Origin of the sequence: Geodermatophilus ruber, from assembly GCF_900114385.1 — a bacterium.
GTDB classification, from domain to species: Bacteria; Actinomycetota; Actinomycetes; order Mycobacteriales; family Geodermatophilaceae; genus Geodermatophilus; species Geodermatophilus ruber.
The window spans coordinates 342,841-366,435 of sequence record NZ_FOSW01000002.1 but is presented as its reverse complement, the minus strand read 5'-3'; the positions used below and the strand labels follow the sequence as shown (position 1 = coordinate 366,435).

Annotated in this window: 18 protein-coding genes; 3 read left to right on the top strand and 15 right to left on the bottom strand. The window is 74.4% G+C overall.

Going from position 1 to position 23,595, the window contains the following annotated elements:
- Positions 1-19: 19 nt before the first annotated feature.
- Both BMZ50_RS04400 and BMZ50_RS04395 read right to left on the bottom strand, forming a co-directional pair.
- A complete protein-coding gene (locus BMZ50_RS04400) occupies positions 20-1,036 on the bottom strand; it encodes a phosphotransferase (protein ID WP_091321599.1) in 1,017 nt (338 codons plus the stop codon).
- On the bottom strand, positions 1,033-4,485 hold the full coding sequence (locus BMZ50_RS04395; RefSeq protein ID WP_143087075.1) for a glycogen/starch synthase: 3,453 nt from the start codon (positions 4,483-4,485) through the stop codon (positions 1,033-1,035). Before BMZ50_RS04395 ends, BMZ50_RS04400 begins: the two co-directional genes overlap by 4 nt.
- A gap of 343 nt (positions 4,486-4,828) precedes the next feature.
- On the opposite strand from BMZ50_RS04395, the gene BMZ50_RS04390 reads away from it, so the two are divergent.
- Positions 4,829-5,500, top strand: a complete 672-nt coding sequence (locus BMZ50_RS04390) for a response regulator (RefSeq protein WP_091321594.1) — start codon at positions 4,829-4,831, stop codon at positions 5,498-5,500.
- Positions 5,497-6,906 carry an ATP-binding protein gene (locus BMZ50_RS04385; RefSeq protein WP_091321592.1) on the top strand — a complete coding sequence of 470 codons (1,410 nt, stop codon included), beginning with the start codon at positions 5,497-5,499 and terminating at the stop codon, positions 6,904-6,906. The genes BMZ50_RS04390 and BMZ50_RS04385 overlap by 4 nt, the downstream gene beginning before the upstream one ends.
- Positions 6,907-7,043: 137 nt before the next feature.
- On the opposite strand, the gene BMZ50_RS04380 is transcribed toward BMZ50_RS04385, so the two are convergent.
- From BMZ50_RS04380 to BMZ50_RS04355, 6 genes are all read right to left on the bottom strand, one after another.
- Positions 7,044-7,247 (bottom strand): YbdD/YjiX family protein, encoded by a 204-nt coding sequence (locus BMZ50_RS04380; RefSeq protein WP_091321590.1) that lies wholly within the window; start codon positions 7,245-7,247, stop codon positions 7,044-7,046.
- A complete protein-coding gene (locus BMZ50_RS04375) occupies positions 7,244-9,469 on the bottom strand; it encodes a carbon starvation CstA family protein (protein ID WP_091321588.1) in 2,226 nt (741 codons plus the stop codon). The genes BMZ50_RS04380 and BMZ50_RS04375 overlap by 4 nt, the downstream gene beginning before the upstream one ends.
- A gap of 147 nt (positions 9,470-9,616) precedes the next feature.
- Complete coding sequence (locus BMZ50_RS04370; protein ID WP_091321586.1) at positions 9,617-10,747, bottom strand: 5-methyltetrahydropteroyltriglutamate--homocysteine S-methyltransferase; 1,131 nt, start codon at positions 10,745-10,747, stop codon at positions 9,617-9,619.
- 58 nt (positions 10,748-10,805) lie between these two features.
- A complete protein-coding gene (locus BMZ50_RS04365; protein WP_091321584.1) occupies positions 10,806-11,327 on the bottom strand; it encodes a TIGR03618 family F420-dependent PPOX class oxidoreductase in 522 nt (173 codons plus the stop codon).
- 200 nt (positions 11,328-11,527) lie between these two features.
- The gene (locus tag BMZ50_RS04360) at positions 11,528-12,082 is read right to left on the bottom strand and encodes a hypothetical protein (protein ID WP_143087074.1); all 555 of its coding nucleotides are present in this window, start codon (positions 12,080-12,082) and stop codon (positions 11,528-11,530) included.
- Between the two features lie 286 nt (positions 12,083-12,368).
- A complete protein-coding gene (locus tag BMZ50_RS04355) occupies positions 12,369-13,856 on the bottom strand; it encodes an MFS transporter (protein WP_091321580.1) in 1,488 nt (495 codons plus the stop codon).
- 238 nt (positions 13,857-14,094) lie between these two features.
- On the opposite strand from BMZ50_RS04355, the gene BMZ50_RS04350 reads away from it, so the two are divergent.
- Positions 14,095-15,120, top strand: coding sequence for an iron-containing redox enzyme family protein (locus tag BMZ50_RS04350; protein ID WP_245753341.1), 1,026 nt, complete (start codon positions 14,095-14,097; stop codon positions 15,118-15,120).
- A 75-nt stretch (positions 15,121-15,195) separates the two neighbouring features.
- Here the strand turns inward: BMZ50_RS04350 and BMZ50_RS04345 are convergent, their stop codons facing one another.
- The 7 genes from BMZ50_RS04345 to BMZ50_RS04315 form a co-directional block, all read right to left on the bottom strand.
- A complete protein-coding gene (locus tag BMZ50_RS04345) occupies positions 15,196-15,516 on the bottom strand; it encodes a CDGSH iron-sulfur domain-containing protein (RefSeq protein WP_218146092.1) in 321 nt (106 codons plus the stop codon).
- 37 nt (positions 15,517-15,553) lie between these two features.
- Positions 15,554-18,658 (bottom strand): bifunctional [glutamine synthetase] adenylyltransferase/[glutamine synthetase]-adenylyl-L-tyrosine phosphorylase, encoded by a 3,105-nt coding sequence (locus tag BMZ50_RS04340; RefSeq protein ID WP_177212636.1) that lies wholly within the window; start codon positions 18,656-18,658, stop codon positions 15,554-15,556.
- A gap of 4 nt (positions 18,659-18,662) precedes the next feature.
- Positions 18,663-19,394, bottom strand: coding sequence for a type 1 glutamine amidotransferase (locus BMZ50_RS04335; protein ID WP_091321578.1), 732 nt, complete (start codon positions 19,392-19,394; stop codon positions 18,663-18,665).
- Between the two features lie 123 nt (positions 19,395-19,517).
- Positions 19,518-20,858: a glutamine synthetase family protein gene (locus BMZ50_RS04330; protein ID WP_091321955.1), complete on the bottom strand. Its 1,341-nt coding sequence runs from the start codon at positions 20,856-20,858 to the stop codon at positions 19,518-19,520.
- 92 nt (positions 20,859-20,950) lie between these two features.
- Positions 20,951-22,174, bottom strand: coding sequence for an NAD(P)/FAD-dependent oxidoreductase (locus BMZ50_RS04325; protein ID WP_091321576.1), 1,224 nt, complete (start codon positions 22,172-22,174; stop codon positions 20,951-20,953).
- Positions 22,175-22,371: 197 nt separating this feature from the next.
- Positions 22,372-22,800, bottom strand: a complete 429-nt coding sequence (locus BMZ50_RS04320; protein ID WP_091321573.1) for a DoxX family membrane protein — start codon at positions 22,798-22,800, stop codon at positions 22,372-22,374.
- A gap of 73 nt (positions 22,801-22,873) precedes the next feature.
- Positions 22,874-23,581 (bottom strand): helix-turn-helix transcriptional regulator, encoded by a 708-nt coding sequence (locus BMZ50_RS04315; RefSeq protein WP_091321571.1) that lies wholly within the window; start codon positions 23,579-23,581, stop codon positions 22,874-22,876.
- Positions 23,582-23,595 lie beyond the last annotated feature (14 nt).

The window sequence follows — 23,595 nt, the reverse complement described above, 5'->3', positions numbered from 1 at the left end:
GCGGCAGGACCGGACCGGCTCACCGCTGCCGCCCTCCGACCGCCGCGTCCACGGCCGACTCCCAGGCGTCGAGCCACGCCGGGACGAACGCGACGCTCCCGACCGGCCGGACCACGAGGCGGTAGAAGAGCACCTCGGCGAAGGTGCGGGCCACGTACGCGGACGCGGAGCGGACGGCGCCGACATCGCCGCCGGCACCGGTGTAGGCGTGCAGGAACGCCGTGACCCAGGGCTGCGCGGCCCCCAGGTGCCCGTGCCGGGAGGCCCCCATCGTCAGGGTCTGCCCGATGAAGTGGCCCAGGTCGCGGGCGGCGGGCGCCCGGGCGGCCCGGTCGAAGTCGATGACCACGACCCGCTGGTCGTCGAGGTGGATGTTCTTGGGCTGGAAGTCCCCGTGGGTCACCCCCCACGGGCCGTCGACCCGCGCCAGCGCCTCCAGGGTGCCCGCGGTGAGCCGGCCCAGCCGGGCGGCGTGCCGGGGAAGCACCCCGGCCAGCGCCGCGGCGTACTCGGTCAGCTTCAGCTGCTCGAAGTCCACCGCCAGGTCCGGGACGCCCACCTCCCGGACGGCGTGCAGGCGGGCGAGCCACCGCCCGACCCGCTCGGCGTCGGGGGTCGCGGCCGCCGGGTCGCCGTCCAGCAGCGCGTGCAACGTCGCGGCCGGCGCCTCCTCCTGCGCCAGCAGCTGCCGGGCGGGGTCGAAGCCGAACGGCGCAGGCACCTGCAGCGCAGGGTCGTCGAACCCGGCGCAGCGCAGCCGGGCGAGCAACCGCCACGCCTCCGCGCCGCCGCCCGAGCGGTACCCCTTGCCGATCACCGCCAGCGGGGACGGCAGGTCGCCGTCCAACGCGACGGTCCACCGGACCACCGGGCGGCTGCGCGAGGCGTGCACGACCGAGCGGGTGAGCACCTCGACCCGGGCCGGCGCCAGGGCCTCCAGCGGCGGCGGGGCGACCAGCAGCGCCTCGGCGACGGCGAGCCGCTCGGCCCGCCGGGCCTGCGCCGCGGCGGGGACGGCGGCCCGGCCGGCGCTCACCCGCGGGCTCCCACGGGGACGGCGAGGGTCGTGCGGGCCAGCCGCGCGCGCCCGGCGGCCACCGCCCGGGCGGCGCTGGCGTCGTCGACGTCGCCGGTCCCGACGAGGAGGTGGAACGACCGCGCGTCGGCGCGCACGCGGAGGAGCACCCCGTGCCCCGGTGGTGGCTCGGCGGGCTCGGCCCAGGCGGTGTCCTCGTCGCCGGCGAGGGCGACCCAGGCCGCCGCCCGCCCGGTGCGCGCGCCGCGCCAGGTCCGGCCCCCCTCGCGGTGCAGGCCGGCCGCACCGTGACGCAGCAGCGACCAGTAGTCCGGCGACAGGCACGTGTCGACCGTGACCCCGGCTGCGGTCGCGGGCAGGTCGTAACCGACGACCAGCGCGGCGCTCCCCTCGGCCAGCAGGATCTGCTTGCGCAGCCCGCACAGGGGGCTGTCCTCCTGCACGTCCGTCAACTCCACGCACGCGGTGCCGTCCGCGACGTGGACCGCGGGGTCGTGGCGGTCGTGGACGGCCCCGGCGTCGGCCAGCGCGCCGGGATGGTTGGCGGGGAGGTCCATGTAGCGGTTCATCGACTCCTGGCGGTTCCAGTCGTCGGTCGGGTTCCCGACCACCAGCGCGCCCCCGGCCGCGCCCCGGCAGGCCAGGTAGACCAGGCGCCCGCCGAACGTCGGGGTGAACACGGCGAACAGGTGGTCGTTGCGCAGCACCAGCTCCTCGGTGCCGTCGTCGTCGACGTCGACCCGTTCGGCGCCGAGCGGTCGGTGGGGCTGCCCGAACCACCGGGCCGCGGCGGCCAGCACGGTGGCCGCACGGGCATGGCTGGCCACGGCCTTGGCCCAGGCGGCGGGTGGCCGGTCCGGGTGGGCGGTGTCGTGCCACGCCGTCTCGTAACCCGAAGCCAGCAGGTGCTTCCAGGCCAAGGCGGTCAGCCGCGGCTCGGCGGCGGTGTCCTGCGCCGCGGCCACGGCCCGCCGGGCCCGGGCCAGGTGCTCCCGGTACGGGCGCCAGGCCTCGTCCTCGGACCAGCCGCGGTAGTCCTCCCCCGCGTGCCAGTCCTGGGCGAGTTCCACGAAGGTGCCGCGCTCGACCTCCCGCACGCCCGGGGGGCGCCTGCGCCGGCGCAGCCACGCCGGCAGCGCCACCGGTGCCAGGTTGGGTTGCGCGGTGAGCCAGCGCAGGAACGCCTCGTAGCGGCCGAGGGCGCTGGGGTGCCACGGCCCGACGCCCGCGGCCTTCTCCATGTCGTCGGCGTAGACGAGGACGGTGTCGTCGCCGGGCGCGGTGGGCAGCTCCGCGGCACGCGCGAGGCTGCGCCAGTGGCTCTTGTCGTCCGGGGGGATCCAGTACCGCAACCGGGTCGACATCGGCACGACCTGGAGGCCGTGGCCGCCGGCGATGGCGTACGGGCGCAGGGCGTCGGCCGGAGGAGGGCTGGCCGGATCGGCCCCGTCGAAATCCGCCCGGTCGCTGCCCCCGTGGGCGCCGTCGGTGGGGTACAGCAGCCGGTCGTCGAGCAGGACGTACCGGTAACCGCCGTTGGGCAGCGTCCGGTCGGCCAGGACGCCGGCCAGGCGGCCGGTGTCCCACACCCGCTCGGGGACCCAGCAGGTGTCCAGCTCCTCCGGACGGCACCCCAGATGACGCTCGAACAACCAGAACAGCTCCAGCAGCTGCCGTCGGTTGAACTCGGGGTCGAACGCGGTCAGGACGTTCTCCGCGTACGTGCCCCCGACGAGCGTCAGCAGGCCCACCTCGCGCAACCGGCGGACGTACTCCAGGAAGCCGGGCCGGTGCCAGGCGGCGGCCTCCACGAGCGTGCCGGACAGGTGGAGGTTGACCGGGATGCGGTAGCGCTCGTGGAGTCGTAGCAGCGCGGCGTAACCGTCCAGGAGCGCGGTCAGGCCCTCCCGGTCGGCATAGCCGTCGGTCACCAGGTACTGGTTCGCGTGGTGGACCAGGGCCAGGGGCAGAGGAGCCGGACGCCGTCGCGGGCGGGGCCACGGGACGGCGGGGGCACCCGCGCCTGCCTGGCCCGCGCTGCGGCGCGCGCGCACGGCCTCCGCGTACAGGCCGACGTACTCCTGGGCGGGCGCACGCCAGGAGAAGTCCGCGGCCATCGCCCGCCGCTGCAGGCGCTGCCACTCCTCCCGGCGCCGGTAGACCGCGAGCGCGGTGTCCACCGCGGCCAGCAGCGATGCGACCCGGCGCTGGACGAACACGAAACCGAGGCCGGCGGCCGGGTCGTCGGCGTAGTCGCGCACGGTGTCGGCCAGGCCGCCGGTGTGCCGGACGATGGGGATCGTGCCGTACCGCAGGGCGATCAGCGGGGTCAGTCCGCAGGGCTCGAAGACCGACGGCGCCAGGAAGAAGTCCGAGCCGGCGTACACCTGCCGGGCCAGCGCCTCGCGCGCGGTCGGGTGGTAGGCCACGCTGCCGGCGAAGCGGCGCGCGGCGGCCTGGAGGTCCCGCCGGTAGCGCTGTGCCCCCTCCCCCATCACCACCACCTGGCCCCCGCGGCCGACGATCTGGCCCAGCGCCGAGGACAGCAGACCGACGCCCTTCTGGGACACCAGACGGGCGACCATGCCGAACAGCGGCCGGTCGGGGTCGGTCTCCAGACCACTGATCCGCTGCAGGGTGGCCTTGTTCTCCCGCTTGCCGGCGACGAAGGAGCCGTCGTAGCGGGAGACGATCCACGGGTCCCGCTCCGGGTTGAACTCCTCGTAGTCGACGCCGTTGAGGATGCCCCGGGCGGCCCGGCCACGGCTGCGCAGCAGGTCGTCCACCCCGGCCCCCTGCGCCGGCGTGAGGATCTCCTGCATGTAGCGGGGACTCACGGTGTTGACCCGGTCGGCGAAGGCGATGCCCCGCTCGAGCAGCGTCCCCGCCGGGGGGAGCCCGATCAGCTGGTCGGTGGCCACCCCGACCCGCCCCTGGTAGGCGATGTTGTGGATGGTGAACACCAGCCCGGTGCGCTCCAGAGCACCCCGGTGCGGCCCCTGCCGGGCCTCCTGCGCGATGAGGCCGCAGTGCCAGTCGTTGCAGTGGATGACGTGGGGCCGCCACGTGTCCTGCGCGGCCAACGCCGTGACCGCCTTGGCGAACAGCACGAAGGGCAGCACGTCCTCGTCCTGGTAGCCGTACGGCGTGTCCCGGTCGAACCAGTCCGGCACGCCGAGGGTCAGGACCTCGACGCCCCCGAGCCCGGCCAGGCGGCGGACCTCGACCCGTTCGTGCACCTGGCCGAACGGGACGTCGAGCGTCCTCACCGGGGTCCCGCCCAGCCCCCGGTATCCCGGGATCACCAGGCGGACGTCCACCCCCCGCTGCGCGAGCGCCTTGGGCAGCGCGCTGCTGACGTCGGCGAGCCCGCCCACCTTCGCGTACGGGTAGGCCTCGGCGCTGGCGAACAGCACGCGCAGCGGCTGCGGGGCCTGCGGGTCTGCCACGGATGACCACCTCGCCTCGCGGGGAAGACGTGGGCAAGCGGGATGGGCGCGCGTGCGCGCGCCGATGCGTGCGGCGGTCCGGCAGCGGACGTCGTCCGGAGGGTCGAGGTGCCTACGCCCCCGCGAGGCGCCTGGACCCGGGGCTGCCAGGTGAACGTCCGCTGAACTTGCGGTGAAGCTGTGTGAGCGCAGCCTATTGAGCGGAAGGGCGCGGTTCCACAACGAGATGAACGAATTCTCAGAATTCTCCGAGCGTCGGGGACGCAGTCGACGGGTCCGATGACGCGGAGTCTTGAGGACCACCGCCGGGTCCTCCCACACTGGCACGACCGGAGGTGGCGTCGTGCACGTGCTCGTGGTGGAGGACCAGCCGAAGATGCAGGACCTGCTCCGGCAGGGGCTGCAGGAGGCCGGCTTCGCCGTGGACAGCGCCGACGACGGCCCGGCGGCGCTGGACCGGGCCCTCGGCGGCGCCTACGACGCCGTCGTCCTGGACGTCATGCTGCCGGGCGTGGACGGGTTCGAGGTGCTGCGTCGGCTCCGCGAGGAGGCCGTGTGGACGCCGGTCCTCATGCTCACCGCCCGCGACGGCGTCCCCGACCGGGTGCGCGGGCTCGACGCCGGTGCGGACGACTACCTGGTGAAACCCTTCGCCCTCAGCGAGCTCATCAGCCGCGTGCGGGCGGTGATCCGTCGCCGCAGCGCGCCCCCGGCCGCCCTGCGGTGCGGTCCGCTGGAGCTCGATCCGACCGCCCGCACGGTCGCGGTGGCCGGGACCCGGGTGGAGCTCTCCCCGCGCGAGTTCGCCGTGCTCTGGCTGCTGCTGCAGCGCCAGGGGGCCGTCGTCACCCGCGCCGACATCCTCGATCAGGTCTGGAACGCCGCCCCCGACGTGGGGTCCAACGTCGTCGAGGTGTACGTGAGGTACCTGCGGGACAAGATCGACCGCCGGTTCGGGGTGGAGCTGATCCACACCGTCCGCGGCGCCGGCTACCGGCTGGCACCCCCGCCGTGAGCCGCTTCGCGGTCCCGCCGGTCCGCCCGCTGCAGCGGCTGCCGATCAGCCTCCGGCTCGGCGCCACGCTCGCGGTCGTCTTCCTCCTCGCCGTCGCCGGGCTCGCCGCCCTGGCCTACGCGGGGCTCGGCCAGATGCTGCGCTCGGAGATCGACCGCGGCCTGGTTGCCGCCGCGGACACCCTGGAGGACCGCGGGTCCGCCGCGATCGACGCGGACGACATCGACGAGGACCAGGTCGGCGGGGTCGCGTCCGTGCAGTTCGAGAGCCAGCTGCTCACCGCGGACGGGCGGCTGATCGACGGCTCCGGCGCGGAGATGCGGGCCGGGCCGCTGCTCACCCGCGCGCAGACCACCGCGGTACTGCGCGAGGGCCCGCTGTTCCGCGATGTCGACGGGCACCGGGCGCTGGCGGTGCCGCTGGACCGGACCCCGGGGCGGGTCCTGCTCGTGGTCGCCGACCTGGAGCCGGTCCACGACGCCCAGGCGAGTCTGCTGCAGCTGACCCTCGTCCTGGCTCCGCTGACGGGCCTGCTCGCGGGGGTGGCCGGCTGGCTGGTGGCCCGGCGGGGGTTGCGACCGGTCGCCCGGATGACCAGCGAGGCCGCCGCCATGGGCGCGCGCGACCCCTTCCCCCGGCTGGCCGTGCCTCCCACCCACGACGAGGTCGCCCGGCTGGGCAGCACGCTCAACGCGCTGCTGGACCGCATCGAGGACGCCCGGCGCCGGGAACGGGAGTTCACCGCGGACGCCAGCCACGAGCTGCGCACGCCGCTGGCCATCCTCCGCGCCGAGCTGGAGCTCGCCCGCAGCCATGCCGGTACCGGCCGGCTCAGCGGCGCCCTGGACAGCGCGCTCGAGGAGAGCGACCGGCTCGGCCACCTCGTCGACGACCTCCTCCTGCTCGCCCGCGCCGACGCCGGGCACGTCGCCCCGCGGGCGCTGATCGACGTCGCCGAGGTCACCGACGGGCTGCTGCCGGGGTTCCGCGTCCTGGCCGAACGGCGCGGGATCACGCTGACCCGAACCGGCGACGCCGTCGTCCGCGCCGATGGACGGGCCCTGGCGCGGGCCGTGGCCAACCTGCTGGACAACGCCGTCCGCCACGCCCCCGAGGGCGGGCACGTCGCCCTCGCCGTCGAGCAGGGGGCCGCGAGCACCGCCATCACCGTCACCGACGACGGCCCGGGCGTCGCGCCCGAGGAGCGCGCGCGGCTGACCCAGCGCTTCACCCAGATCGACCGCGCGCGGGGCGCCGGCGGCGGTGCCGGGCTGGGCCTGGCGATCGTCGCCTCCGTGGCCGCCGCGCACGGGGGGCGGGTCGACCTCGCCGAGGCGCCGTCCGGGCGGGGGCTGGCCGTCACCCTGCACCTGCCGGTCGCCTCGCCCGGGTCGGTCGTCGCGTAGCGCCGCCCGGACGGCGACCGCGCTCGGCACGCCGTCGCGCTCCCGTCAGCCGACGTTCCGGTTCCGGAGCGTCGGGTTCTCCTCGCGAGGGCGCGGCCCCGGTCCGACCGGGGAGCGGGGCCGCGTCGTGCCGGTGCTCAGCAGCAGCGGCCGGCGGGGTTGCGCTCCAGCGCGTCGGCGCGGCGGCGCTCGAACTCCCGTCGGCTCATCGGCTCGTGCCCGTGCTCGGCGCACTCCTGCAGGTAGTCGTCCCAGCGCGCCTCGCCGCTCCACTCCCGCAGATACCAGCGCACGCCGCGCCAGGCGCGGCCCACCGCGCCGCGGACGCCGGCCGTCGTCACGGCCGCGCCTCCGGGCCCGTTCCCGCGCCCACCAGCCGCCGGTTCTCGGCCATGGCGCGTTTCTCCTCTGCGGTCGGGAAGATCCCGGAGGGCTCGACGAGCGTCGAGGGCACGTACGGCTCCTCGGTCGTGGGCACCGGCAGGCCGGCCCGGTGCGCCTGGATCGCCCGGCCGATCACGACCACCGCGTTCGCGACGACGACGAGGACGAGCACCGCGAACACCGCCTGCAGCACCCCGTTGAGCGTCGAGTTGTTGACGATCTGCTGCATCTGGCCGGCGTTCTGCGCGGGTGGGAGGAGCTCCCCGGCGGCCAGGGCGTCGGCGTAGCGCTGCCGCTGGGCGAAGTAGCCGACCGCCGGATCGGAGGAGAACACCTTCTGGTAGCTCGCCGTCATCGTCACGACGAGGTCCCACACCAGCGGGACGCCGGTCACCCAGGCGTACTTGATCTTCCCGTGCTTGATCAGCAGCACCGTGCCGAGGGTCAGCGCGATCGCGGCGAGCAGCTGGTTGGAGATGCCGAACAGCGGGAAGAGCTGGTTGACGCCGCCCAGGGGGTCGGTCACCCCGATGTAGAGCACCGAGCCCCACAGCCCCACCACGATGGCGCTGGCGATGATGTTGCCCGGCCGCCAGGACAGGTCACCGAAGCGCTTCCACACGTTGCCGATCGTGTCCTGCAGCATGAACCGGCCCACGCGGGTGCCGGCGTCGACGGCGGTGAGGATGAACAACGCCTCGAACATGATCGCGAAGTGGTACCAGAAGGCCGCCATCCCGGTGCCGAAGGCCTGGGACAGGATGTTCGCGATGCCCACCGCCAGGGTGGGCGCACCGCCGGTGCGCGAGATCAGGCTCGGTTCCTGGACCGCCGCCGACGCCGCGGCCAGGTCCGCCGGCGTGGTGGGGAACCCGAGCCCGGTCACGTACGCGGCGGCCGTCTCCGGGGTCCCGCCGGTGACGCCGGCGGGGGCGTTCATCGCGTAGTAGAGCCCCTGGTCGATGACGCACGCCGCGATCAGCGCGCTGATGGCGACGAAGGACTCCATGAGCATGCCGCCGTAGCCGATGAGCCGGACCTGGCTCTCCTTGGCCAGCATCTTCGGCGTCGTCCCGGAGGCGATGAGGGCGTGGAAGCCCGAGAGCGCTCCGCAGGCGATGGTGATGAAGACGAACGGGAACAGCGAGCCGGCGAACACCGGGCCGGTGCCCTCCCGGGCGAACTCGGTGACCGCGGGCGCCTGCAGCACCGGCCGGGCGAGCAGCAGGCCGACGGCGAGCAGGCCGATGACGCCCACCTTCATGAACGTCGACAGGTAGTCGCGCGGGGTGAGCAGCAGCCAGACCGGCAGCACCGAGGCGACGAACCCGTAGATCACCAGCGCGAGGACCAGCCACTCCTTGGAGAGGGTCAGCGCCTCGCCGAGCGCGGTGTCGTCGATGTACCCACCGCCGATGACCGCTCCCAGCAGCAGCGCGACGCCGATCGCGGTGGCCTCAAGCACCCGCCCCGGCCGGAGGATGCGCAGGTAGATGCCCATGAACAGCGCGATCGGGATGGTCAGCGCGATGGAGAACACGCCCCACGGGGACTCGGCCAGCGCGTTCACCACGATCAGTGCGAGCACCGCCAGGATGATGATCATGATGGCGAAGACGGCGATCAGCGCGGCGATGCCGCCGACGATCCCGATCTCCTCGCGGACCATCTGGCCGAGGCTCTTGCCGTTGCGCCGCATGGAGAAGAACAGGACCGTCATGTCCTGCACCGCACCGGCGAAGATGACGCCGATGATGATCCAGATGGTGCCCGGCAGGTAGCCCATCTGCGCCGCGAGCACGGGCCCGACCAGCGGCCCGGCCCCGGCGATGGCGGCGAAGTGGTGCCCGAAGAGAACCCGCCGGTCGGTCACGTCGAAGTCGACGCCGTTGTGCATCCGCTCGGCCGGGGTGGCCCGGGTGTCGTCGACCTCGAGCACGCGGTGGGCGATGAACCGGGCGTAGAAGCGGTAGGCGATCGCGTAGGAGCACAGCGCAGCGAAGAGGATCCACAGCGCCGAGACGGTCTCCCCGCGGGCCAGGGCGAGCACCGTCCAGGCGATCGCGCCGACCACCGACACCGCGCCCCAGATCAGCACCGAGCGCAGGGACGGCCGGCGACGGCCACCGCCGGGCGGCCGCCGCCCGCCGGTGTCTTCCTTGCTGACGGTCGCGGACATGAGTTCCCTCCCGCATGCCGCGCAGCGCGCCGACGGCGCTGCCCGCGAATGAGCATGCGGGCTGCCGCGCGGACGCACCACTCGTCGCGCGACCATCCCCGCCGGGGAGGGGACGCCGGCTCGCGGCGCCCCCTCCCGGCGGTCCGGTCAGGCGTAGCCCCAGACCTCCTGGGCGGTCTCCACGACCAGCGCCAACTTGGCGATCTGCTCGTCGCGGGTGAGCGCGTTGCCCTCCACCGTCGAGGAGAAGCCGCACTGCGGGGAGAGCGCGAGCTGCTCCAGCGGCACGTACTTCGCCGCCTCGTCGATCCGCCGCTTGAGCTGGTCCTTGTCCTCCAGCTGCGGCCGCTTGGTGGTCACCAGGCCCAGCACCACCCGCTTGCCCGGCGGGACGAAGCGCAGCGGCTCGAACCCGCCGGAGCGGGCGTCGTCGTACTCCAGGAAGAACCCGTCCACGTCCAGCTGGCCGAAGAGCGCCTCGGCGACGAAGTCGTAGCCGCCCTCGGCCACCCACGAGGAGCGGAAGTTGCCCCGGCACAGGTGCGTGGTCACCGTCAGGTCCGCCGGCCGGCCGGCCAGCGCGGCGTTGATCTGCCGGATGTAGCGCTCGTGCTGGTGCTCGGCGTCCCGCCCCTGCTCGGCCAGCTCGGCCCGCTGCGCGGGGTCGTTGAGGTAGGCCAGGCTGGTGTCGTCCAGCTGCAGGTAGGTGCAGCCCCGCGCGGCGATGCCCCGCACCTGCTGCGCATAGGCCGCCGACAGGGCCGCCCAGAAGGCGTCCTCGGACGGGTACACCGCCGGGTCGATGGCCGCCGCTCCCCCGCGGTAGTGGACCATCGACGGCGAGGGGATGGTGAGCTTCGGCGTCTGCCCCTCGGAGACCACCGACTGCAGGTAGGCGAAGTGGTCGCCGAAGATCGGCTCGTCGATGGACAGCGGGCCGTCGACGTGCAGTCCCGCCGGGGCCCAGTCGATGCTGCCGTCGGCGTTCTTGAAGTGGACCGGCCGGCCCTCGCCCTCGACCTTGGTGATCCCGCTGATCGCGTAGATGAAGTCCATGTGCCAGGTGGCCCGGCGGAACTCGCCGTCCGTGGCGGTACGCAGGCCGATGTCGTGCTGCAGCCGGACCGCGTCGGCGATCGCCTCGTCCTCGACCCGGCGCAGCTCGTCGGCGTCGATCTCACCGGCGGCGAAGCGGGCCCGGGCGGCGTGCAGGTTCTGGGGGCGGAGCAGGCTGCCGACGTGGTCGGCGCGGAACGGCGGGCCGGAGGGATCGGTCATGCCCGCCAGTCTCGCCCCGTGGGGAGACGCCGTGAAGCCTCCTCGCTCGTGTGCACGGTCACGGCCGGCCGAAGGTGGCGATCGAGTCGACCCGCATCTCGAACAGGACCCGCCGCTCGTCCCGGCCGGGGTCCCGCAGCCCGTAGTGGCCGCCGTCGCCCGTGTACTTCTTCCAGATCCGGTCCAGCTGCTCGGTCACCCGCGGCCCCTCCTGCGGATCGTCCTCGGAGACCTCCCGCGTGGCCGTGACCTTGAGGCTGATCCAGTGGTAGGGGTTCGCCGGGTTCATCAGCAGGAACGTGGCGCGCGGGTCGGCCCGCAGCCAGTCCACCTTCCTGCGGTGGGTGGCCAGGTTGAGCAGCACCGTGTTGCCCTCGTAGTCGAACCACACGGGGGTGAGGTTGGGGCGCCCCGTGGAGCCCATCACGGCGACGACCGCGGTGACCGGTTCGTCGAGCAACTGCCGGTAGACGGGGTCGAGGGCATCCAGGCTGTCGACCGTCTCGTGCGCGCCCACCTCGAACTGCCCCGGCTGCGTCCCCTCGGCGACGTCCCGGAACTTGGCCACGGTGATCGTCATGTACGGCTCCCGCCTCCTGGACCCGCCCGCACGGTGCGACAGGTTGCCGGGAAGCTAGCGAGGATCACCCCCTGGATCGACGTGGCCGTGACCAACACATCGGGGCGGCACCTGTCGCCTCGCACAAGCCGGATGGTCCCGCCTGCCGACGTGGCGACGAGCGACGCAGCGGGTGGGCGGACCGGTCGTGTCCCGCGCGCTCACGGGTGCAGGTCGAGGCCGGCCATCATCGCGTCCAGGACGGCGACGTCGCGCCCGTGGTCGAAGGCCGCCAGCCCGACCGCGTCAGCGACCAGGGTGCGCCCGTCGAGGTCGACGGCGTAGGTGGTGATCGGGGTGCCCACCGGGTAGAGCCCGGCGCGGGTGACCAGCTCGGTCCGGACGGCGTGGTGCCCGTCGACCTCGAGCGCCTCCGTCCGGCGCACCTCGTCGGTCGTCGCCGTGGCCTCGGGAAGGGGCACCGGCTGCACCTGGAAGGTGATCGGGGTGGTCCGGGCGTCGGAGGCCTCGGGCACCACGACCTCCCCGGGGCCGAACCAGCTGCACGCCGGCAGCACCCCGGCGGAGTTGCCCGACCACCCGGCCGGGACGGGAACGGTGAAACCCTCCGGGTTGGGGCACGGGGTCGTCCCGGGGGTGGCGCCGGCGACCGGGGCGGTGGCGACGGACGGCGGGGTCGCCGGAGCGGGGCCGTCGAGCAGCGTTCCGCAGGCCACCACCAGCAGGCTGCCCGCACCGGCGAGGAGCAGGCGCACGGGTTCCGCCTTCCGGGTCGGGGTCACGTCCCCCGCAGACGTGCCCATCCTGCCGCAGAGCGGAACCTGACCGGCCCGATCGACATCCGACGGTCACGCCCCCGACACCTCCGCGACCAGCCGTCCCGTCCCCCGCCGGACGATGGGGTCGACCACGCCTGGCAATGGCATGCCGACCTGCTGACCCTCCGTGCGCATCTGGAGCGCCGCGACACCGAGGGCCTCCGCGCTCTGGTGGGCCGGCCGCGGGCGACCGGCGAGCCGATCGACCGGCAGCTGTCCCGGATCAGGGGCGCAGCCGCGCCGATCCCTCCACCCGCGTGCCGACGTGGCGCTGGACGGCGGAGAGCGGGAGCGCGACCTCCTCCAGCGACTTCTGCTCGGCCGGGATGCCCAGTCGAGCTTCCACGATCCCGCCGAGGATCATGACGCCGCCGCCGAACAGGTAGCCGATGAACAGCCGGCCCGCCTCGGACCCGTCACCGATGAGCGCCCCGTAGATGGCCGGACCCGCTGCGCCGCAGCACTGCGCGATGGCGAAGAACACCGCGATCGCCTTGGCCCGGACCTCCAGCGGGAAGATCTCGCTCACGGTCAGGTACGCCGAGCTCGCCCCTGCCGAGGCGAAGAAGAAGATCACGCACCAGGCGATGGTCTGGGTCGTGGCGTTGAGCAGCCCGGCGTCGAAGAGGAACGCCGTGACGATGAGCAAGGCCCCGGACAGGATGTACGTGCCGGAGATCATCGGCTTGCGGCCGATCTTGTCGAACAGCGGCCCGAGCACCAACGGACCGGTGAAGTTCCCGACGGCGAACGCGATCAGGTACAGCGGGGCATCGTTGGGGTTGACGCCGTAGAACTTGCCCAGCACCAGCGTGTAGGTGAAGAAGATCGCGTTGTACAGGAACGACTGGGTGATCATCAGCGTCGCGCCGAGGATCGCCCGCTGCGGATACTCCCGGAACAGCACCCGCGTGAGTGCGGCATAGCCGATGTCCGGCGTCGGCACGATCTCGATCGCCTTGCTCTCGTCGACCGGCGGCAGCGGCTTGCCGCTGCGTCGCACCTCCTCCTCGATGCGCCTGATCTCCCGCTCGGCCTCCTCCGCACGGCCGTGCATGATCAGCCACCGCGGGCTCTCCGGCAGGTGCCGCCGGACGATCAGGACCACCACGCCCAGCACCGGGCCGATGAGGAAGGCGATCCGCCAGCCGACGCTGGGCTGGAACACGTTGAGGAAGATGAAGGTGCCCAGCGTGCCGAGGATGGCACCGGCCCAGTAGGTGCCGTTGACCGCGATGTCGGTGCGACCGCGATAGCGAGCCGGGATGAGCTCGTCGATGGCGGAGTTGATGGCCGCGTACTCACCGCCGATGCCCATTCCGGCGATGAACCGGGTGAGGTAGAGGTACCCGATCCAGCCCCAGCCGTTGCCCAGGGTCAGCGCGGTCAGCGCGCTGCCGCCGAGGTAGATGGCGAGCGTGATCATGAACAGGTTGCGCCGGCCCAGCTTGTCCGACAGGTGGCCGAACCAGAGGGCTCCCACCACCTCGCCGATCAGGTAGACCGTGGCGATCAGCCCGGCCTCGAACGAGGACAGCGCGAGGGTGTCCGGCTGGGTGAGCTTGTCGGTGACGGCGCTGGCGATGGTGATCTCGAGACCGTCGAGAACCCAGGCCGTTCCCAGCGCCAGGACCATCCGGGTGTGGAACGGGGACCACGGCAACCGGTCGATCCGGGCGGGGATGGTGCTGCGGATTGCTCCGGGCGTCATGGCCCGGGAGCGGTCGTCATGGGCATCTCCGAAGGACGTGTGTGCCCCCACATACCCACGCGATGGCCGTTGACTCCCGGGACGAACCGGTTGCACCCCCGGGATGGATGACCCGCCCGGGCGGCACGGAACTACGGGAACTGACGAGAACGACGCGATCACGCCAACGGGGCAGGGTGTCATCCCACCCATGGGCTACATCTCACCCTCCGCTGCATCGAAACAGCAGGTGATGGGCATGGTCGTCACCATGCACCTGCCCGAGCCACGGGGCCCGCTCAGCGAAGCCCTCGCCCACGACCTCCGCACGCGCACGTCACTCTCCCGGCCCACGCTCGAGCACGCCGACCGCGCCGCCTCCGCTCCCGCCTGCACGCTGACCGACGAGGACCTGCAGCTCAGCCTCGCCGTCTGCTACGAGCTGCACTACCGGGGGTTCGACGACGTCCCTGATGCCTGGGAATGGGACCCGTCGCTGATCCGGCTCCGCGGCGCGCTCGAGCGCAGGCACCTGGCCGCGTTGCGCGAGCTGGTCCGCGAGCTCCAGGTGACCGACGAGCCGATCGACCGGCAGCTCACCGCCGTCATCGCCGCGGATGACGGGCCGTCCCTGTCGTCCTACATGGCCAAGCGGGGCACCCTCGAGCAGTGGCGGGAGTACCTGACCCTGCGGTCGGTCTACCACCTCAAGGAGGGCGACCCGCACAGCTTCGCGATCCCGCGGCTGAGCGGCCGGGCGAAGGCTGCCATGGTCGAGATCCAGGCCGACGAGTACGGCGGCGGCTCCCCCGAGCGCATGCACAGCGAGCTGTTCGCCGGGCTGATGCGCGACCTCGGCCTCGACGCCACCTACGGCGCCCTGTGGGACGACGCCCCGGCGCCGGCCTTCGCCTCGGTCAACACCATGTCGCTGTTCGGCCTGCACCGCCGGTGGCGGGGCGCCGCGCTCGGCCACCTGGCCGCGGTCGAGATGACCTCCTCCGAGCCCTCCCGCCGGTACTCCGCGGGCCTGCGCCGGCTCGGCTTCGACGAGACCACCAGCGTGTTCTACGACGAGCACGTCGAGGCCGACGCCGTCCACGAGCAGATCGCCGCGGTCGACATGTGCGGCTCGCTCGTGGCCGAGACGCCGGCCCTGGCCGGGGACGTCCTCTTCGGCGCCGCATGCGCGCTGGCCGTCGACGGGCTGGCCGCCCGGCACCTGCTCGACGCCTGGGAGGCGGGCCGCTCGGGGCTGCGCGGGGAGCGGTCGCTGGCCGCCTGACCGGCACGGTCCTCGGCGCCGGACCCGTTCCGGGGGCAGGAGCGGATGGCGAGGGCGTCCGACACCCGAGCCTGACTACCGAACCTCCTCCGGCCGGCCCGCCCGGAGGATGCGGGCGGCCGGGCGGGGGCGGCTCGGTGCGCTGGGCGCGGAGAACCCCGCGCGCTTGTGCGTGCCGTCGCAGAACGGCTTGATCCCCGACTTGCCGCACCGGCACAGCGCCACCGTCTCCCGGCCCGGGTCGATCTCCGCGCCGTCCTGGTCGACCAGCCGGAACTGCCCGCGGACGATCAGCGGGCCGTCCCGGTAGGGCGTGATGGTCGCCCCGCCGGCCGGGTCGGACCCCGGCGCGTCGTCCTCGGGCTGGTCGGTCGGGATCGGTCGGGTCTGCGGCACGTCCCCTCCCTGCCCCGCCCGGCGGGCGCGCACACCCTCAGGACGTCGTCGGTCCCTGCCCGTAGAAGACCTGCTCGACCACGCCTCGCGCCTGGCGGGTGGCCCGCCCGTAGTCGTCGAGGAACCGGCCGGGGTCGGCGTCCGGCCCGAGCCCGCTGGCGCGGGCGACGCCGATCAGCTCGACCCCCGGCCGCGGCAGCGAGTCCCCGGGCCGGCCACGGACGAGGAACACCGCGTTGCGGGCCCGGGTGGCCAGCTCCCAGGCCCCCCGCAGCGCGGCCGCCTGGTCGGCGTGCAGCAGCCCGGCGTCCTGCAGGGCGGTCAGCGCGGCTCCCGTGGCGGGCACCCGCAGGGCCGGCACCTCGGCGGCGTGCTGCAGCTGCAGCAGCTGCACGGTCCACTCGACGTCGGCCAGCCCGCCGCGGCCCAGCTTGGTGTGCGTCGCCGGATCCGCACCGCGGGGCAGCCGCTCCCGCTCCACGCGCGCCTTGATCCGGCGGATCTCGGCGACCTGCTCGGCGCTGAGCCCCGCCGACGGGTAGCGGATCGGGTCGATCAGCTCGACGAACGCCCTGCCCAGGTCCGCGTCGCCGGCCACCGGCGCCGCGCGCAGCAGCGCCTGCACCTCCCAGACCGACATCCACCGCGCGTAGTACTCGCGGTAGGAGGACAGGGTTCGCACCAGCGCGCCCTGGCGGCCCTCGGGGCGCAGGTCGGCGTCGACCTCGAAGGCCGGGTCGGGGGCCGGTTCGGCCAGCAGCCGGCGCAGCGTGTGCGCGATCGCGTTGGCCGCGGCGGTCGCCCGCCCCTCCTCCGCGCCCGGGCGCGGGCGGTGCACGAAGAGCACGTCGGCGTCGGAGCCGTAGCCCATCTCGGCGCCACCGAGGCGGCCCATGCCGATGACGGCCAGATCGGTGGGCACCTCGGCCGGGTCGATCCCGGCCTCGGCCGCGTACGCCCGGATCGCGGCGTCCAGCCCGACCTGCAGCGTGGCGACCGCGATGTCGGTGAGCGCCCGCCCCACCTGGTCGACGTCGAGCATGCCCAGCAGGTCGGCGGAGGCGATCCGCAGCAGCTCGTGGCGGCGCAGGCCGCGCAGCACGCGGACGGCGGCCTGCGGGTCGGCCGCCCGACCGGCCGCCTGCCGCCAGGCCCCGGCCAGCGCGGCCGCGGTCCGCGGCTGCAGCTCGTCGTCGTCGGCCAGGATCCGCAGCGCCTCGGGCGTGCGGGTGAGCAGCGCGGCGATGTACTGGCTGGAGCCCAGCAGCTGCGCCAGCCGCTCCGGGACATGCCCCTCGTCGCGCAGCAGCCGCAGGTACCACTGGTTGCCGCCGAGCGCCTCGCTGACCTGCCGGTAGGCGAGCAGGCCCGCGTCGGGGTCGGCGCAGTCGGCGAGGGTCTGCAGCACCACCGGCAGCAGGTACTTCTGCATCGACGCCGACCGGGACACCCCGCCGGTCAGCGCGGCCAGGTGCCGCAGCGCGCCGTCGGGGTCGGTGAAGCCCAGGGCCCGCAGCCGGTCCCCGGCCGCCTTCGAGCCCAGGTGCAGGTGCTCGCCGGGCACGCGGGCGACGGCCGACAGCAGCGGCCGGTAGAACAGCTTCTCGTGCAGCCGACGCACCTCGCGGGTGTGCAGGGCCAGCTCGGCGTCGAGCACGTCCACGGCGTCCCCGCGGTGGTCGGGCTTGTAGCCCAGCGAGCGGGCCAGCCACCGCAGCTGCTGCTCGTCGGTGGGCAGCAGGTGGGTGCGGCGCAGCCGGAGCAGCTGCAGCCGGTGCTCGACGGTGCGCAGGAACCGGTAGGAGGCGATGAGCGTGGCGGCGTCCTCCCGGCCGACGTAGCCGCCGGCCGACAGCATCGTCAGCGCCGGCAGCGTGCCGCCGACCCGCAGCGACTCGTCGACCCGGCCGTGCACCAGCTGCAGCAGCTGGACGGCGAACTCCACGTCCCGCAGGCCGCCCCGGCCGAGCTTGAGCTCGCGCTCGGCCTGCGCCGGCGGGATGTTGTCCAGCACCCGGCGGCGCATCGCCTGCACCTCGGCGACGAACCCGGGCCGGTCGCCGGCCTTCCAGACCATCGGCCACAGCTCCTCGACGTAGCTGCGGCCGAGGTCGGGGTCGCCGGCGACCGGGCGCATCTTCAGCAGCGCCTGGAACTCCCACGTGCTGGCCCACTGCCGGTAGTAGGCCGCGTGCCCGGCCAGGGTGCGGACCAGCGCGCCCGCCTTGCCCTCCGGCCGCAGCGCCGCGTCGACCTCCCAGGCGGCCTCCCGGCAGATCCGCATGAGCGCCGCGGCCACCCGGGTGGCGCTGCTGAGCGCCGGCTGCTCCGGCTCGTGCGGATCGACCGGCTCGGCGACGAAGACCACGTCGACGTCGCTGACGTAGTTCAGCTCGCGGCCACCGCACTTGCCCAGCCCGATGACCGCCAGCCGGCACGCCGCGGCGTCGGCCGGCTGCTCGGCGACGGCCACCGCGAGCCCCGCGGTGAGGACGGCGGCGGCGATGTCGGCGAGCTCGGCGGCGACGTCCTCGGCCGGCAGCCCCTCCCCCAGGTCCCGGCCGGCGACGGAGAGGATCGCCCGCCGGTAGGCCAGGCGCAGCTCGGCGACCCGCCGAGGATCGGCGTCCGGCGCCGCCTTGCCCAGCCGCACGCCCCAGGGCGGGTCGTCGGGGTCGGCGCCGACGGCGACCAGCATCTGCCGCTGGAGCGCCTGCGGGGTGGGCCGGGCGGGGCCGCGGTCGTCGGCGTCGAGCACGGTCCAGTCGCCGGGATTCGCGGCCAGGTGGTCGGCCAGGCCCGAGCTGGCGCCGAGCACGGTCAGCAGCCGGCTGCGCAGCAGCGCCGAGCCGCGCAGCCGGGCCAGCAGCGCCGCCGCCGACCCGCCGGTGGGGTCGGCGTGGTCGAGGGACTCGATCAGCCGGCGCAGCGACCGGACGGCCAGGTCGGGGTCGCCGGCGCGGGCCAGCGCGGACACCACGGGACCGGCCTCCGGGTCGGCCGGCTCGTTGCGGTCGAGGTCCCACAGCCCCATGGCCGGCTCCGACAGCAGCCGGGCGGCCTTCTCGCCGTCCAGGAAGCCGAACCGGACCAGCCGGACGACCGCGGGGCGCGGGATCTCCTGGGCGTCGCTCGCCGTCACGGGCTCAGGCGGTCGCACCGGCGCGGGCGCGCACCAGATCGGCGAACCGGCCGGCGAACGGCGCCCACACCTCGGCCATGTCGGGGTGGACCTCGGCGGCGCGGGCGGCGACGGTGGCCGCGTCGAAGGGAGTGGTGGCGATGCCTGCCGCGTCCTCCGCGGCCCAGCGGCGCACGAGCTCGGGGTCGGTCTCGATGTGGAACTGCAGCCCGTAGACGTGCCGGCCCAGCCGGAACGCCTGGTTCGGGTAGCGGGCGCTGCTGGCCAGCAGGGTCGCCCCCGGGGGCAGCTCGGCGATCTCGTCGTTGTGCCACTCGATGACGTCGGGGGTGAGCGGCACGGGCCCGAACAGCGGGTCGTGCTCGGCGACGTCCCGCTTGGCGACCAGCGTGGCGCCGATCTCCGGCCCGTCCCGGCCCACCTGCACCCGGCCACCGCCGACGTGCGCGAGCAGCTGGGCGCCGAGGCAGATGCCGAGGGTGGGGACGTCGCTGTCCAGCGCCGCCCGCAGCAGCGCGCGGACGCCGACCAGCTCCGGGGCGACGTCCGGGCCGTCCCCCGCGGACTGCTGGCCGCCCAGCACCAGCAGCCCGTCGTGCCCGGCGAGGTCGGCGGGCAACCGGTCGCCGGTGTGCAGGCGCCGCTCGTCCAGGTCCAGCCCCGCCTCCCGGAGCCAGTCGCCGAGGCGGGCGGATGGATCGGTCTCGCTGAAGACGACGACGAGTAGGCGGGCCACGGCGTCGAGCGTAGTGAGCGCCGCCCCGGTCCCGTCCCGGGAACCGCCCTGAGCGTGCGAAGGGTGGGGCGGGGTCCTGCCGTGCCGAGCCTGCGAGGTCCGGGGGGGTGACGAGGTCCTTCCTCAGAGGCCGGGGAGGTAGCGCGTGAGCTCGAAGGGGGTGACGTTGCGCCGGTAGGCGTTGAACTCCTCCCACTTGTTGCGCAGGAAGAACTGGAACACGTGCTCCCCGAGGGTCTCGGCGACCAGCTCGCTGCCCTGCATCGCGGTCAGCGCCTCACCGAGGGACACCGGCAGGTCCTCGTAGCCGGCCGCGCGCCGCTCGGTGTCGGTGAGCGACCAGACGTTGTCCTCGGCCTCCGGCGGCAGCTCGTAGCCCTTCTCGATGCCGCGCAGCCCGGCCGCGAGCAGCACCGCGAAGGTCAGGTACGGATTGCACGCGGAGTCCGGCGAGCGGACCTCCACCCGCGCCGACTGCGCCTTGCTCGGCTTGTAGGAGGGCAGCCGCACCAGCGCCGAGCGGTTGGCCCGGCCCCAGGTCACCGCGGTCGGCGCCTCGGTGCCGGCCAGCAGCCGCCGGTAGGAGTTCACCGTCTGGTTGGTGACGGCGGTGAACTCGCGCGCGTGGGTGAGCAGCCCGGCGATGAACTGCTTGCCGGTCGTCGACAGCTTGATCGGGTCGGCCGGGTCGTGGAAGGCGTTGCGGTCGCCCTCGAACAGCGACAGGTGGGTGTGCAGTGCCGAGCCGGCCAGGTCGGTGAACGGCTTGGGCATGAAGGTGGCGTACACCCCCTGGGCCAGCGCGACCTCCCGCACCACGTGCCGCAGGGTCATGATGTTGTCGGCCATCGACAGCGCGTCGGCGTAGCGCAGGTCGATCTCCTGCTGCCCCGGGGACACCTCGTGGTGGCTGAACTCCACCGAGATGCCCATGGCCTCCAGCGCGAAGACCGCCTCGCGGCGGAAATCGTGGGCGACGTTGTGCGTGGACAGGTCGAAGTAGCCGCCGTTGTCGGCCGGCTCGGGCGTGCGGCCGTCGGTCGGGAGGTCCTTGAGCAGGAAGAACTCGACCTCGGGGTGGGTGTAGAAGGTGAACCCCATGTCGGCGGCCTTGGCCAGGGCGCGGCGCAGCACGTGCCGGGGGTCGGCCCAGGACGGCGAGCCGTCGGGCATCGTGAGGTCGCAGAACATGCGGGCGGTGTCACTCGGCCGCCCTTCGCGCCCCGGCATGACCTGGAAGGTGGCCGGGTCGGGCTTGGCGAGCATGTCGGATTCGTAGACCCGCGCGAAGCCCTCGATGGCCGAGCCGTCGAAGCCGATGCCCTCGGCGAAGGCGGCCTCGATCTCGGCGGGGGCGACCGCGACGGCCTTGAGGTAGCCGGAGACGTCGGTGAACCACAGCCGCACGAAGCGGATGTCGCGTTCCTCCAGGGTGCGCAGGACGAACTCCTGCTGTCGGTCCATGTTCGGCATGATCCAGTCCGCTCGTTTCCGGGGTGTGACGTGCCCTCAAGCCTGCCCCGTCCGGGCGCCGGCGACACGCCGGCACGCCCGCATCATGCCGCGAGTTCCTCCAGCGGGACGGCGGGGTCGGTGAGCTGCTCCGGCGACACCGGCCGGCCCGAGCGGATCAGGGCCTGGAGCGCCTCGGTGACGTCCCAGACGTTGACGTTCATCGCGGCGGTGACCTGGTCCCCGGCCAGCCAGAACGCGACGAAGGCGCCGTCCTCGGGGGCGCCGCGGCAGACGACGGTGGCACCGGCGGCGGGCAACCCGGAGAACTCCATGCCGAGGTCGTACTGGTCGGTGAAGAAGTACGGCAGGCGGTCGTGCACGACGTCGCGGCCGAGCATGGCCCGCGCCGCGGCCGGTCCCGCGTGCAGGGCGTTGGCCCAGTGCTCCACCCGCAGCTGCCGGCCGTAGCGGGGGGAGAACGAGGCGGCGACGTCGCCGGCGGCCCACACGTCCGGTGCCGAGGTCTGCAGGCGCGCGTCGGTCACCACGCCGTCGGCCACCTCGAGCCCGGCCTCGGCCGCGAGCCGCGTCTCCGGCTGCGCTCCCACGCCGACGACGACGAGGTCGGCGGGCAGGGTGAGCCCGTCGGTGACCACCGCGGCCACCCGCCCCTCGCCCCGGACCTCCCGGACGGTCGTGCTGGTGAACACGTCCACGCCGTGGTCGCGGTGCAGCCGGGCGAAGATCCCGCCCAGCTCCCGGCCCACCACGCCCAGCAGCGGCGCGGGCTGCGGCTCGACGACGGTCACGGCGTTGCCCAGCGTGCGCGCGGCCGCGGCCACCTCCAGCCCGATCCAGCCCCCGCCGACCACCACGACCTGCCGCCCGCCGTCCCCCAGGTCGGCGCGCAGCCGGTCGGCGTCGGCCAGGGTGCGCAGGTACCGGACGCCCTCGAGGTCCGCGCCGGGCACCGGCAGCCGGCGGGCGACCGATCCGGTCGCCAGCAGCAGCCGGGTGAAGCCGAGCTCCTCGCCCGTGTCCAGCGCCAGCCGGTGCCCCTCGGGGTCCAGCCGGGTGGCCCGGACCCCGGTGCGCAGGTCGACGTCGTGCGCGGCGTACCAGCCGGCGTCGTGCACGTAGGCCCCGTCGCGGGGCGCGGCGCCGAGCAGGTACTGCTTGGACAGCGGCGGCCGCTCGTAGGGCCGCTCGTGTTCGGCGCCGACGAGCACGACCGGCCCGTCGAAGCCCTCGTCGCGGAGGGTCTCCGCGGCCTTGGCGCCGGCCAGCCCGGCGCCCACGATCACGATCGCGTCCTCCGTGGGCATGTGCCTCTCCTCGGGTGCGCTCGGGTGGTGCTGGTCGGGGCGAGCAGCTCGGCGCGGGAGGCTGCGGTCATCACGGCCCCTTCCGGCACCCAGGACGGGCCTGAAGCAGAGTCCGGGGCCCCAGCGCTGTCAACAGCTCCCGCCGCGGCGGCGCGGCCGCCTCCGCGGGTGCGGCGCTCGCTCCGGGGACGGCGTGCTCACGGGCGCGACCGCCGCCCGGGGGCGGGGGCGTACCGAGCGGCCAGGCGGGCGAGGGCCACCGCGGCGACCAGCAGGCCGAAGTCCCGCAGCGCGACGTCGTAGTAGCCGGGGAACGTCAGCAGGTTGACGATGATGCCGCCGAGCCAGGCCGCGACCAGCCATCCGCCGATGCGCGGGGCGACGGCGACCACGACGCCGGCGAGCAGCTCGACCACGCCGACGGCGTACATGGCCTGCTGGGGGGTACCCGGGACCAGGGCGTCGACCCACGGGGCGAGGTAGGCGGGCCAGTCGGTGAGCAGGTTGACGAACTTGTCCAGGCCGAAGGCGATCGGCGCGACCGTGAAGAGCGTCCGCAACAGGAGGAACGCCTGGTGGGCCGGATCGGTGATGACGGGGCGCGAGCGGGTGAGGTGGGTGGACATTCCAGCCCCTCCTTCTAAAACCAATGATGGTTAGAAGTAGAGACCTGGAGCACACCGCTGTCAACGGCCCCCGCTACGCCGGGGCAGGAGCCTCCATGCGGACGCAGCACCGGCCCGGCACCGGGGCGAGGCGGGCGGCGAGCCCGGTGCCCGCGAGGCCGTCGAGCACGCCGTCGAGCAGCCGCAGGTTCATCCCGCACACCAGCTCGGTGTGCGCGCGGGCCAGCGCGTGGAAGGGGCAGTTGACCAGGGTGATCGCGCCGCCTTCCTCGCGGGGCTCGAACCCGTGCTGCTCGAGCACGCGCAGCGCGGCGCTCCGGCCGGCCGCGCTGCCGTCGTGGGCCGCAGCCTCCACAGCCGCCGCCTCCCCGAGCTCCCGGCCACGGGCGTAGGCGCGGCGGCCGAGCACCGCCCGCGGCGGCTCCCCCGAGTCGTCAGCCTCCGCCAGCGCACCCGCCAGGAGCTCGCCGGCGAGGTCGTAGCGGCGCTCGGGCAGCGAGACCTCCACCGCGCACTCCGCCCGGCGGTAGAGCTTGGCCGGACGCCCGGCGCCGGGCCCGGTGCGCCCGGTGCGCCGCTCGAAGTGCACCTCCAGCAGCCCGTCGGCGACCAGGCGGTCCAGGTGGAAGGCAGCGGTCGCGCGGGGAACGCCCAGCGCGCCCGCCGCCTCGTCGCGGCTGACCGGCACGGGCCGGCGGGCGACGTGGTCGTAGAGCCGGCGACGGGTCGGTTCGGCCAGCGCGGCGACGGCGGCCACCTGCGCGGCGCGGTCGTCGTCCATGGCCGAAGTCTAGA